The organism is Gemella morbillorum (assembly GCF_900476045.1).
Taxonomy (GTDB): domain Bacteria; phylum Bacillota; class Bacilli; order Staphylococcales; family Gemellaceae; genus Gemella; species Gemella morbillorum.
Genome location: NZ_LS483440.1, coordinates 725302 through 739443, shown reverse-complemented (window position 1 = coordinate 739443; position 14142 = coordinate 725302). Strand labels below are relative to the sequence as shown.

Sequence of the window (14142 nt, the reverse complement as noted above, 5' to 3'; positions counted from 1 at the left end):
TGGGCTATGTATTCAACTTTTTTATTTTGTCAGTTTTACTTATAACAAAATATTTTTTTAGATTCAAAATTTACATATCTCTCAAACAATAAAATACCGTATTTATGCTTTTAAACTAATTCTCTTTATTTGACAATGTAATTATTAAAACTTTAATAATTAGTTATAATGAATCGACACCGATTCAGCCAATGGCAATGAAGATAAATCTTTATTTGAACTTGATTGTAAAAATTAAACTCTTATATTTATTATAAAATTAGTTTTTAGAAAAATCAAGATTAAAAATATTATTACTATTATTAGTTAACTAAATCTACTAACTATAAAATTCCCTCTTTTTTCTTCTCTATTATTAACTTTTCTTTTTCATAAACTCCCGTCACAGATTGCTCTATTATTGAAAACTGAGATTGATTTGATAGATTAAAACTACATACTCCTCGACTGGCCGTTATACCAATTTCATTTAATTTAGATGTAAATTTTTTATTGGTTAAAAGATTTAAAATCTCTAACAATAATTTCACTTGTTCATCTATATCAATATTAATAAACTTATTCTTTACCTCTAATGTCAATAACTCAGTATATTTATTAGGTGTTTTTCTAATAAATATCCCAGTGTTCATTTTTTTCACGAGAGAATCATATAATTGAATATTTTTATCTTCAGTTATACTTTCCCATAATTTTCCATCTTTATTTTCTTTTTTCCAATTTAAATATTTAGCTAACTCTTTTATATATGACTCACTATCTTTATCTAATATCACTTGAACTGCACTATCGAAAGTGAAATTATTATTAGTCTTCCCACCTATATAGTAATTAAAGTTATTTATTTTTACTAGACTACCTATACATAATTTTCTGTATTTTATTTTCAAATCTTTTCCTGGCAATCCTATCTGTGCATATTCCAATAGAGCTTTGTCATCTTTAATATTTTGCGAAATATATATAGGAATTGGTACTATTCTAGTGATTTTTTGTTTCCCTTTTTTCCCATCTAGAGTGTACTCAAAAATAGAATAATATGCTATCTTTACTTTGGTGAATCCTCCATACTTACTAACATCTTTAATCTTGCTATCAGTTGTTTTTAATGGATAATATGTACCTTCTTTTGCCTTAGTAGCTATTTTTGCTTTATAGATTGTAGCATCGTATAATGCACCTTTTTGTTCGACAGCTCTTCTTGTTATTAAAATATTGTTATTGTTCATTGTTTTTTCTACTACGTAAACAGTTTTATCCATTTCCCACGCTATTGTATTAGCGTTTTTTACATCTGTATAGAATAAGCTATTTAGTGAATATTTTCGTACATCTTTTTTATTTTTTATAAAATTATAAACATTTTGCGTGAATTTAACATCATAGACATTTCCTACCACTATGTTTAAATAAGCGTCCTTTGCTCTGTGATAGTCATTAATTTCTTGAACTCTAATTAATTTTTCGTTATTTCCAGATTTTCTATTACCTTCTTTTATTTTTCCAAAGTTTTGTCTAAATGAACTTACATTTTCTGACTTTGAATAACAAACAGTAGTTTTTGGATTTAATTCTCCTAAAATATTTGACATTACTTTTATCGTTTGTGATGTTTCTCCAAATTGACGTTTGATAAATCCTGTTAATTCATCATCACTAAATTCTTCTGTTCTTACTAAGCGATTATATTTTTCTTCGGTTATTAATTTTTTCTCTTTTAAGAAGCGCCAAAGTCTCTTGTTTTCTTTTGTTTGGAACTTGCTTTTGAGAGGAAATACATCTGCTTTCATCTCATTACTAGCTTTGGTTACTAAAACTATATTATTAAAACTACCGTCCTTCACTTTGCTTTGCGGATAAATATGATCTATATCATATTTATTATTATCAAATAATTCACCTAGGTCTATTTTTTTACCAGTATACATACAACGGCCTAATTGTGTATAATATAAATATAATTTCGTTGCTTTAAGTTTTGAAGCTTCTTCATTAATCAACCTGTTTTTATTAAGAGTAAAATCTAATGAGTTATTTATTTCTTTTTCTAATTCAAAAATTTCTTGCTCTTTTATACATTTGTACTTAACGACTAAATCATTTCGATTTAGAGTTGGTACTTTATAAGGAGCATTACTTCTCTTTGTTGTTTCAACAAAGATTTTAGTAGGTGCACAGCCAATTATAGTTTTTAATTCTTCTACTATCCTAACTGTTTGCCAAATTGAACGTTTAACAGATGGGCTTGCATAAAGATTTTCTAAAATGTCTGGAGTTATTTCAGTTATATCATCTTTATTTTCTTTATTATGATTTTTGATTTTGCTCATATAATCGAACTTATCAGCCAACAATTCCATAAAAAGAATTGTACTTTGTCTCATAGCTCCTATTATATTTAAACATTCACCTGTTTCTTCATTATATAATTTTTCACTTACTAATCCTGTTAAAAGTTTTCTACTTAAAGTTCCCCAATCTTTATAAGTTAAGCGTGACATTTTTTCTATTTCATCAACTGTATAAAAATCCCCATAAACTTTTATTATTTTTTCTTTTATTAGCTTGCGTGATTCTCCATACAATGTAATCCACAAAATAATATTTTCTACACGTTCTTTGTCAAATTTATCCCCAAGAATTTTTTTGAAATCATGATATGATTTCAGGTCATTTTTCACAATATTATCTATTCCTGCAATTTCTCCCTTACCATCAATAAATCCTTCAGTTTTCAAAAGTTCTTTTATAGTTTTTTTAGTAACTTTTTTTCCTTGTTCTTTGAATAGCTTTGTTACTATAATATCACGTGCTTCTACACTGATTCTATTTCCTTCATATCTAAGCGCATTTAGTTCATTTAGTAAAGCATATTCAGAATACAATAATGAATTTTTTGGAAGAACATCTTCTCCGGAAAGATAAGTACACTTGTTTGTTAGGTTATTAACAAACGCCTCTGTGCTGGCACTTTCATCTATCACATCTTTGAAATTCCACGGAGTTACTGGTACGCTCTCCATACCTTTCTTACGGATTGCCCATGAATATCCTCCATTTTCCGTATTATGATGTGTATTCAACGGTCCTATATAATATGGTATTCTAAATTCGAATAATTGAACAACTTTTTCTCGTGTACTGTAGCCACTACCATCTTTTTCATCTAAAAAGCTATGGTATTTAGTTGCATTATCTAAAATTTTCACAAGTTCTTCTTTATGTATTTGATAAGGAACTACCGAATTATCTTTTGTTCTTTGTAGTGGTAAAAAAGTTTCTAAGTCAAGTTCTTCTAAAATTGTAGTTTTAGTAGGGCTATCTTCTAATTTTTCTAATTCTTTTTTCAAGAATTTCTTGAAATCCTCATATGAGCAACTTTTTCCTTCTTGGCTTCTATGTGTATAATTTACATAGTTTGTTCCTTTTTCCTTATCTTCTTTAAAAATTTCAAAATAAACTTCTTTTTTCTTATCCTCGGACAATTTGCTATCAGTTTTTACTAATTTTTTTAGATTTACTAAATCATCTTTATGTTTATTATATAATTCTACTTTTGATTCTGATATTGTTTTCCCTTCTTTTTTTATATCAGCTAAAACTATACTATCATATACTAATTTTGCTAAATCTAGCAACTCTATATAATTTGATAAGATTTGTTCATAATCCGGGCGTACTTCTTCATAGACTTTTTCTTTAAATGAAATACTTTTTACACTATTATCTAATTCTTTATATTCTTCTATATCATATAGTTTATCTAGTGATGTTTTACCACCAAAAACTAATTTAAAAATCTCTTGAAGTTGTTTTTCTTTTGGATAAAGTTTTTTTACATCATTGTTTTTATCTGATAAATTTTTCTTTTGTAAAGCAATTTCTTTCAAACTTTGTATAACTTCATCAGTAACTTCAATATTAGTCTTAACTATACTTAAATCCAATAGTTCTTTAATTACACTATCAATATTGCTATCGCTAAAACTTTGACCTTGAAGCAAAAAATGCCCACGGTTTTTTAGCATACTATGTATTGCCAAATATACTTTTCTTATATCTGGATTTTCCTCTGTCATAAGACTTGAACGAAGATGATAAATGGTTGGATACTCTTTATAATAGTCCTTATCTGTATAATCTTTATCATTAAAAAGTATATATTCATTCATTAAACTCTTATCTTCGAAATTATATTTACTTTCTTTTAGTCTTAAGAAGAAATTAGGATCATTTTTAGAAATTTCTTTAACAAAAAGTTCTTGTAGTAAATTAATTCGCCATTTCCTTCTTGCCAAGCGTCTGCGACCAGCTCTAAATGATCGTCTATCAGCAGCAGTTTTTGCTTCTTCAAACAAACGAGCTCCCCATAATCTCTTTTTATTTTTTCTCAACAATTTATAATTGCTGTCTGTGGCCGCCCATCCTATACTTGTCGGCCCAACTTCTAGTCCTAAATACCATGTTATATTTTTCATTTTTCTCTTCCTTTAGCTTGATAAGGATATTACTTATTATTTTAGCATATTTTGTTAAATAATTATACAAATTTTATCATATAAAAAACAATAATCCATAAAATTATGATATCGCATAACAATAATGTATTATGTCGTGTATCTATTTTTATGGATTATTATAAATTTACGCTTTATTTTATGATTTTATTAATTATAGAATCCTGAAACATCATCAGTTAAATCAATTAAAATATTTTTCATTTGTGAATAATGTTCTAAAATTACTTTGTGAGTTTCTCGTCCTATACCAGATTTTTTATATCCACCGAATGGAGCGTGCTCAGGAATTTGATTATAAGTATTTACCCACACTCTTCCTGTTTCTACTTTACGTGCGATATTTAATGCTCTTGTAATATTTTTAGAGAAGACCGCTCCTGCAAGACCATATTCACTGTCATTTGCTTGTTCAATAACTTCTTCATCATTTTTAAATTTAATCACAACTGATACTGGTCCAAATACTTCTTCTTGAGATATACGGCATCCATTGTGTACACCTGTTATAAGTGTTGGTTTAACAAATGCTCCTTTGTCACAACCATTTTCTGTATATCGTTCTCCCCCAACGAGTACTTCTCCACCTTCTTTTTTAGCAATCTCAATGTATTTAATAATTTTTTCTGCTTGTTTTTCATCAATTTGGCTTCCCATTTGTGTTTCTGGATTTAATGGATCACCAATTTTTAATTTATTGAAACGTTCTTTAATTTTTTCAACAAATTCATCGTAAATTCCTTCTTGAACAAAAATTCTAGATCCTGCGCAACATACTTGACCTTGGTTAAATAGAATACCTAATTGCGCTCCATCAAGGGCTTTTTCTATATCCGCATCATCTAATACTATATTTGCAGATTTTCCTCCTAATTCTAAAGTAGCAGGAATTAGTTTTTCTGCTGCTGCTATAGCGATTTTTCTTCCAACTTCTGTAGAACCAGTAAACGCTAGTTTATCTAATCCTGTATGATTTTTTAAGAATTCTCCCGATTTACTTCCACGTCCTGTAACAACATTTAAAACCCCTTTAGGAAGTACATCTTGGATTAACTCTACAAATGTTAATAAACTTAATGATGTTAAGCTAGATGGTTTTATAACAATAGTATTTCCTGCTGCTAAAGCTGGTGCAAGTTTCCAAGCTGCCATTAAAAATGGAAAGTTCCAAGGAATTATTTGTCCAACTACCCCAATAGGTTCTCTTAATACTATACTTAAAAATTTTTCTTCTAAGACTGTTGCTTGTCCTTCATCTGCTAGAATACATCCTGCAAAGTATCTAAAGTGTTTAGCACTAAGCGGTACATCTACTGCCATAGTTTCGCGTATTGGTTTACCATTATCTAGACTTTCAGTAGTAGCTAAAAGTTCTGTGTTTTCATCTATAATATCTGCTATTTTATTTAAAATAGTAGCACGTTCACTTACTGTTGTTTTTCTCCAAGCTTTAAATGCCTCCCTGGCAGCATCTACAGCCTTATTTACATCACTTTCGCTTGCATCTGGAAAATTTGCTAAATATTCTGAATTAGCTGGATTATATGCTTCAAGGATAGCTTTATCTTCTGCATTTACCCACTCTCCGTTTATAAACATTTTAAAATTATCTTTTTTTAATTTTATCATATTGTTTTCTCCTTTTTTTGGTTTATATATATACTACCATCTAGAGTTAACGTTTACAATAATTCTGTTTGACTCTTTAACATCTAACTCAAATATCATTTTATTTTAAAATTTTTCTATACTAAAAATAATTCTTCAACTTTATTTTTTTTCTAATTATTTCATGTTTTTACTAATAATAGGATTTATTATTTAAAATTATATTTCAATATTTTTTTATAATAAGTCTATAATTTTTTTGGATAATTCAATACTAAAATAAAATTAATTAAGGATTAAATTTTTTTATTAATACTTAGTTTTCTAAATAGTATCAATGATATTATATCTTTCAAATTATAAAAATACATGTTAAACTTAAAGTAAGAAATAAAGGGAGTATATATCATGAATAAAAAGAAAGTCTTTATAATCTGTTTTATTAGTTTTACAATTTTACTATCTAGTCTAATTGCTATATTCAACTATAAACAAGAAAAATATAATATAGTTAATATAAATGGTATACAAATAAAAGGGGATACTACACGTTATCCTGTAAAATTAGTAGAAAAAGTTGATGGAGATACTATTGTAGTGCTGTTTAATAATAAACAGTTAAAAGTTCGGTACTTACTTGTCGATACTCCTGAAACTGTAAAACCTGGAGTCTCCGTTCAAAAATATGGACCAGAAGCAAGTGAATTAAATGGAGAAATCCTAAAAAAAGCTAAAAATATAGAGTTAGAATTTGATGTGTATCAAAAAGAAGATAAATATCATCGAGCCCTCTGCTATGTGTATGCTAATGGTAAATCCGTTCAAGAACAGCTACTTATAGCTGGTTTAGCTGAAATAAAATATGTTAAAGAACCTGATACCAGATACTTGAAAACTTTTAAAAAAGCTCAAAATATAGCAAAAAGTAACAAGAGAAATCTATGGTCATAACTTTAAAAGCATATTTTAAGTATTAAAAAAACGACTACAATTTAACTTGTAGTCGTTCTTCTATTTACTTATTTTAATTTACTATTCTTATATGAGAAAGCAAAGTACACAACTATACCTATAATTACCCAAACGATGAAGATAATCCATGTTGTTAATTTAATACTGTATAATAATGCTGCGAATAGTACTATTGATATCATAGGTAATACTGGCATTCCTGGAACTTTGAATCCACGTTTTAAATCTGGATATTTTTTGTAGAATACAATTGTTGTATAACTTACTAAAGCAAATGCTATAATAGAAGCCACGTTAGCTAAGTCAGCTAATTGTCCTAATGGTAGGAATCCGGCTAGGATCGCTGTTGTTATTCCTAATCCCCATGTTACAGTTCCTGGAACATGGCTCTTGTTAACTTTTGTAAGGTTGTTTGGTAGTAAACCATCACGTGCGATTGTATAAGTAATACGAATACCTGCATAAATGAATGATAGAATACCTGCCATTAATCCAATTACTGCTCCAAGTGAAACAATACCTGCTACTCTATTTTGACCAACTTCCTCCAGTACGAATGCAAGAGCATCCCCTGTTCCTAATCTAGAATATTCAACAACACCTGTTAATACTAAACATACTAAGATATAGAATGCAGTACAAACAATCATAGTTATAATGATAGCTTTTGGTAATGCTTTTTCAGGATTAATAGTTTCTTCTGCTGATGTAGAAATAGCATCAAATCCAAGATATGCAAAGAATACCGTAGTTGCTGCAAGCATTACACCAGAAAATCCAGTTGGAGCAAAGTTATTTGTCCAATTAGTAGGTTCAACATAAAATGATCCTACAACTATAAATAAAATTACTATCCCCACTTTAGCAACTACCATTAGGTTATTTACAAGTTTACTACTAGATGTTCCTTTTGACAGAATAAATGTAATTAATAATACAACTATTACCGCTGGAATATTACCATATCCTCCTGCTGAAGGTAAAGTATAAATTTCCTTCGGAAGATTTAATCCTAATCCCGCTAATAGGCGAGAGAAATAACTAGACCATCCATTAGCGATTGTTGCCGCAGTAAGAACATATCCACCAATAAGTACCCAACCAATAGCATAAGCAACTATTTCACCTACTGACACATAAAGATAAGTATATGTACTACCACTAGATGGAATTGTAGAAGCTAATTCCGCATAGCATAGGGCCGCTAAACAACACGCTAACCCTGCGATTAAAAATGAAAATATCACGGCTGGTCCTGCTTCTGATGAAGCTTTCCCTGTTAATACCAAAATTCCCGAACCTATAATGGCTCCAATACCAAATAGAACCAAATCCATAGTTTTCATCGTTGGAGTTAACGTTTTATTTCTTGATTCAGCTAATATCGATTCAATTGATTTTTTTCTAAAAATATTCATGATGTCCTCCTCAATGTATTAATAAATATTATTCACTATTAATGCTATTTATATATTATAACATAATTATATATTATACACCAAAAGTGAGTTTTATACTATAGACATTTTATATAGTAAATAATAAATATATTAATAAAGTGTTAAAAATATTTTATATATCCCTAATGTAATTGACACTTTAAAAGAGGAAGTAGATAAACCATAGAGACTATTTTCTACTTCCTCAATAACATAACTATTTATGTTTGTTTATATTATATAATCCTATAAAGCTTCTTCTACTGGAGTATATTCATATCCTAAGTCATCTGCAATAGCTTTGAATGTAACTTTTCCGTTAGCTACGTTAATACCAGGTACTAATTCTGGGAATCTAGCAACAGCTTCTTTAACACCTAAATTAGCGATAACTTTAACATATTTTGCAGTAGCATTACATAATGCGAAAGTAGCTGTTTGTGCTACTGCTCCTGGGATATTAGCTACAGAGTAGTGAAGAACTCCTTCTTCTACGAAGATTGGGTTGTCGTGGCTTGTTGGACGGCCTTCTGTATATTCAGTTGTACCACCTTGGTCAATTGCTACGTCCACGATAACACCACCATCTGGCATATCTTTAATCATTTCTTTAGTTACAAGTTTAGGTGCTTTTGCTCCTGGAATTAATACTGTACTTACTACTAAATCAGCTGTTTTAATTGCATTAGCAATGTTTAATTTGTTTGAGTAAACTGTTTCTACTTTACCACCAAAGATATGTGATAATTCAGTTAAACGATCTAAGTTTACATCTAACATAGTTACACGAGCACCTAATCCAGATGCTGCAGTAGCCGCAGCTGTTCCTGCTACACCGGCCCCAATAACTACAACATGTCCTGGTTGAACTCCTGGAACACCTTGTAATAATTTACCTTTACCACCTTGTACTTTAGATAAGAATCTAGTACCTTCTTGAATAGCCATACGTCCTGCAATTTCACTCATAGGTCTTAATAATGGTAATGTTCTACCAACTTTAACTGTTTCAAATGCAATACCGATAGTTCCTGTTTCTACCATTGCTTTTGTTAATTCTTCGGCAGCAGCTAAGTGTAAATATGTATAAATAATTAACCCTTTTCTAAAATATTTATACTCAGATGGAATTGGTTCTTTAACTTTGTAAATTAAGTCTGATTTATTCCATACGTCTTCTGCTTTATCTAATAAAACAGCTCCTACTTTTTCATATTCAGCATCTGAAATACCAGAAGCAAGCCCTGCTCCTTTTTCCACGTATACAGTGTGCCCATCGTGCACTAATTCAGCAACAACTCCCGGAATTGCTGAAACCCTACTTTCATTATTTTTTATTTCTGTTGGTACTCCGATTATCATTTCCCTAACCTCCTAATTTTTTTTCTGTACTATTATCATAACATACATCGTTTCATAATGAAAGCGGTTTTCGAATGAAAGTCTTATTGAAAGTATTTTCTATGATTAAATACCATTTCACAATTTTTAAACACGCTGTATTATAAGGATTCAGCCTTTATTTTACTATATTTTAATAATTAATTTTATTTAATTTTCTTAATGAAAAGAATGATGAAAAACAGATGCTTTTCATAACAAAGTAATTGTTATAACTATATTTGCAAATCAGATATATACAAATTTATTTTTAGTTAAACACCCTTTTAATAACTTTTTAGAAAATTATATAAAAATTAATTTCTACTAATTTTAATATTTATCCCTTATTTTTTTTCAAATTTGTATTAATTTATATAATACAAAATTTATAAATGTGTTATAATAGTGCCATTATTATTTTTTATAATAAATAGCTTAATTATGGATATAATAATCGTCTTTTTTATTTTATCCTATAAAATTTATACTCAATTTCATACACTAGCATTCTGTACAATGCCAATAGATAATATGTTTAGAAAAAGATATATTAAATTTAAAAACTAAAACATAAAAAAACTTCACTGATATAAAATTATCAGTGAAGTTTTTTTATTAACGGCTATAGTACTCAACAATAAGTTGTTCGTTGATTTCTGGGTGTAATTCACTTCTTTCTGGTAGTCTTACTAATGATCCTTCTAATTTATCAGCATCAAAAGTTAAGTATTCAGGTACGAAGTTAGTTACTTCTACAGCTTCCTTAATAATTTCAAGGTTTCTAGATTTTTCTCTTACTGAAACTACTTGACCTGGTTTAACAGCGTAAGAAGCGATGTCCACTTTTTTACCATCTACAAGAACGTGTCCGTGGTTAACTAATTGTCTAGCTTGACGGTTAGTTCTTGCTAATCCTAAGCTATAAACTACTGAATCTAAACGTGTAGCAAGTAATGCCATGAAATTTTCACCGTGTAGACCTTGTAATTTACCAGCTTTATCGAATAATTTACGGAATTGTTTTTCATTCATACCGTGTAGGTAACGAAGTTTTTGTTTCTCCTGTAATTGTAAACCATACTCAGATAGTTTTTTTCTTAAGTTGGGACCATGTTGTCCTGGTGCGTAAGGGCGTTTTGCTAACTCCTTACCAGTACCGCTTAGTGAGATTCCTAAACGACGAGATTTTTTCCAAGTTGAACCTGTAAAACGAGCCATTGTTGTGCTCCTCCTTTTTCTTTTTGTTTTTATTTTGAGTAAAACAAAAAGCACGATTATCGTTGTTGTATATGTTATAAAACTGGAACTTCGCCTAGCAGCATAGGCTACGAGTTGCCACATTATAAAATGTATAACATAGAGGCAATAACAATTAATCCACTGCTATTATTTTACATAAGTAATAGTTTATCATTAATTCTAGTATTAGTCAACTATAAACTAGTGTTTTTTATTGTTTTTTCTATGCTTTCTGCTCTTACTAATATACATTTTATAATAAGCTATTCTTAAATATATTAAATAGAAGTATTTCTACACTAAAATTAAAACTGTAACTGTATATATAAAAAGACACCAAAGAATGTTCTTTGATGTCTTGACGTATTTGGTATATAAGACCAATATTAACGTTTTGAGAATTGAGGAGCACGTCTCGCACCACGAAGACCGTATTTTTTACGTTCTTTCATACGAGGGTCACGAGTTAGTAATCCTGCTGGTTTTAAATCTTTACGGTATTCTGGATTTACTTCTAGTAAAGCACGTGCAATTCCGTGACGGATTGCTTGAGCTTGTCCTGTATATCCTCCACCACTAACGTTAACTAAAACGTCATAGTTACCTGTAGTAGATGTAACTTCTAAAGGTTGCATTAAGTCTAATACTAATGATTCTAATGGTAAGTATTCACGCATTTCTCTGTTGTTGATAACAACTTTCCCTGTTCCAGGTACTAATCTTACACGTGCTACTGAGCTTTTACGGCGTCCTGTACCGCGATATTCTACTTGTGCCATTTAATTATTTCCTCCTATATTATCCACGTAATTCGTATTTTTCCGGTTTTTGTGCTGCATGTGGGTGTTCAGCTCCACGGTAAACGTGAAGTTTCATTCCTTGAGCTCTACCTAAAGTATTTTTTGGTAACATACCTTTAATAGATAACTCTAAAAGTTCTTCTGGATATTTTTCTACCATTAATCCAGCAGTTCTTTCTTTTAACCCACCTGGGTGCATTGTGTGACGACGATAAACTTTATCAGATAATTTTTTACCAGTTAACACAATTTTTTCAGCATTGATAATGATAACATTATCCCCAGTATCGATGTGTGGTGTATAAGTAGGTTTGTGTTTCCCTCTTAAAATTGAAGCTACCTCTGATGATAAGCGACCTAAAGTTTGTCCTTCAGCATCGATTACATACCATTTTTTTTCTACAGTTGATGGCTTTGCCATATATGTTTGACGCATGTCTTTTTTCCTCCTAGATGTTGTTTTTAATCTGTCATAACGACTAAGTTTTCCGGGGCTTACTCGTGAAGATATATAAACAATATCGTAAATAATAATACATTATTTGCGTGTAATTGTCAAGTTTTTTTCTTTACTTTAAGCTATTTTTCTAAGAAAAAAGTGAGATTAAATCATATTGAATTAATAGTAGATTTAATCTCCTTTTTTTCGATAGTTTTTATTATTTAATTAGCTCTAATGCTGCTTTTACACGAGCTACTACTCGATCACGACCTAATAATTCTAAACTTGTGTTTAACTCAGGTCCGTGCATAGAACCAGTCGAAGCTATTCTTATTGGCATAAATAGGTTTTTACCTTTCACACCTGTATCTTTTTGAATAGTTTTTATTAAAGTTTTAATGTTTTCAGAAGTAAAGTCTCCTGCTACTTCTAATTTCTCTAAGAAATCTTCAAATACAGCTACTGTTGTATCTTGTTTTAAAATTTCTAGTTCTTCTTCATCAAATTTAATTTCTTCAACAAAGAATTGTTTAGTTAATTCTACGATTTCAGCACCATAACTCATTTGAGGTTGATATAGAGAAATTAATTTTTCAAACCACGCTCTATTATTATCAACTTCTTCTTGAGTCGCAACACCTTCTTTTACGAAGAATGGTAAAGCTAAGTTTACGATTCTTTCTAAAGGTTGAGCTTTAATATATTGGTTGTTAATCCATGTAAGTTTATTATTATCAAAGAACGCTGGTGACTTACTTAAGCGTTTCTCATCAAAAATCTTAACAAATTCTTCTCTTGTAAAGATTTCTTGCTCTCCTTCAGGAGACCATCCTAATAGTGTAATAAAATTGAATAGCGCCTCTGGTAAGTACCCTAAATCATCATATTGTTCGATAAATTGAATAATTGTTTCATCACGTTTAGATAATTTTTTCTTGTTTTCATTAACTATAAGTGTCATATGACCAAAAATTGGTGGTTTAAAACCTAATGCTTCATAAACTACCAGTTGTTTTGGTGTATTTGAAACGTGGTCATCTCCACGAAGAACGTGAGAAATTTCCATTAGGTGATCATCGATTGCTACTGCAAAGTTGTATGTAGCTACCCCATCATTTTTAACGATAACGAAATCTCCGAAATCTTTTCCTTCGAATGATAGTTCACCTTTTACCATGTCATTAAAGCTATATGTTCTATCTTGCGGTACACGAATACGGATAGATGGCTTACGTCCTTCTTTTTCAAATTGCTCTTGTTCTTCTTTTGTAAGGTGAGCATGTTTTCCACTATAACGTGGTGGTAGCCCATTTGCAACTTGCTCTTCTCTTTCCGCTTCTAACTCTTCTGCTGTCATGTAGCATTTGTATGCTTTATCTTCTGCTAAAAGTTGCTCTGCATATTTTTGGTAGATTTCTATTCTTTCTGATTGACGATATGGACCAAATTCTTTTTCTTTTCCTATACCTTCATCATAATCAAGACCTAACCAATCCATATATTTAAGTTGGCTACGTTCTCCTTCTTCTTTATTACGTTTGAAATCAGTATCTTCAATTCTTAAAACGAAGTCTCCTCCATAATGTTTTGCAAATAAATAATTAAATAATGCTGTTCTTGCATTTCCGATATGTAGGTTTCCTGTTGGAGATGGTGCATATCTTACTCTTACTTTTGTCATAGTTATCTCCTTTTAATCTTTTAAAATTTATACACTTAATAATTATACCATATATTACATT

The 14142-nt window shown here is 29.8% G+C and carries 9 protein-coding genes; 1 reads left to right on the top strand and 8 read right to left on the bottom strand.

The annotated features are described in order from the left end of the window. Nucleotides 1–323 precede the first annotated feature (323 nt). On the bottom strand, nt 324–4478 hold the full coding sequence (gene cas9 / locus DQN46_RS03665; RefSeq protein WP_111743047.1) for a type II CRISPR RNA-guided endonuclease Cas9: 4155 nt from the start codon (nt 4476–4478) through the stop codon (nt 324–326). A 189-nt stretch (nt 4479–4667) separates the two neighbouring features. Then, nucleotides 4668–6146 carry an aldehyde dehydrogenase family protein gene (locus DQN46_RS03660; RefSeq protein WP_004632197.1) on the bottom strand — a complete coding sequence of 493 codons (1479 nt, stop codon included), beginning with the start codon at nt 6144–6146 and terminating at the stop codon, nt 4668–4670. Nucleotides 6147–6533: 387 nt separating this feature from the next. Here DQN46_RS03660 and DQN46_RS03655 point away from each other — a divergent pair, with 387 nt between their 5' ends. Continuing rightward, nucleotides 6534–7076 carry a thermonuclease family protein gene (locus DQN46_RS03655; protein ID WP_111743046.1) on the top strand — a complete coding sequence of 181 codons (543 nt, stop codon included), beginning with the start codon at nt 6534–6536 and terminating at the stop codon, nt 7074–7076. Nucleotides 7077–7144: 68 nt separating this feature from the next. On the opposite strand, the gene DQN46_RS03650 is transcribed toward DQN46_RS03655, so the two are convergent. The 6 genes from DQN46_RS03650 to gltX form a co-directional block, all read right to left on the bottom strand. After that, on the bottom strand, nt 7145–8518 hold the full coding sequence (locus DQN46_RS03650) for an amino acid permease (protein WP_040461404.1): 1374 nt from the start codon (nt 8516–8518) through the stop codon (nt 7145–7147). A gap of 264 nt (nt 8519–8782) precedes the next feature. Then, the gene (gene ald, locus DQN46_RS03645; protein WP_111743045.1) at nt 8783–9898 is read right to left on the bottom strand and encodes an alanine dehydrogenase; all 1116 of its coding nucleotides are present in this window, start codon (nt 9896–9898) and stop codon (nt 8783–8785) included. 636 nt (nt 9899–10534) lie between these two features. Next, nucleotides 10535–11137 carry a 30S ribosomal protein S4 gene (gene rpsD, locus DQN46_RS03640; RefSeq protein WP_004632201.1) on the bottom strand — a complete coding sequence of 201 codons (603 nt, stop codon included), beginning with the start codon at nt 11135–11137 and terminating at the stop codon, nt 10535–10537. 407 nt (nt 11138–11544) lie between these two features. Then, nucleotides 11545–11937 (bottom strand): 30S ribosomal protein S9, encoded by a 393-nt coding sequence (gene rpsI / locus DQN46_RS03635; protein WP_004632202.1) that lies wholly within the window; start codon nt 11935–11937, stop codon nt 11545–11547. A 19-nt stretch (nt 11938–11956) separates the two neighbouring features. Continuing rightward, nucleotides 11957–12394 (bottom strand): 50S ribosomal protein L13, encoded by a 438-nt coding sequence (gene rplM, locus DQN46_RS03630; RefSeq protein ID WP_040461052.1) that lies wholly within the window; start codon nt 12392–12394, stop codon nt 11957–11959. A 223-nt stretch (nt 12395–12617) separates the two neighbouring features. Continuing rightward, nucleotides 12618–14081 carry a glutamate--tRNA ligase gene (gene gltX, locus DQN46_RS03625; RefSeq protein ID WP_111743044.1) on the bottom strand — a complete coding sequence of 488 codons (1464 nt, stop codon included), beginning with the start codon at nt 14079–14081 and terminating at the stop codon, nt 12618–12620. Nucleotides 14082–14142: the final 61 nt, after the last annotated feature.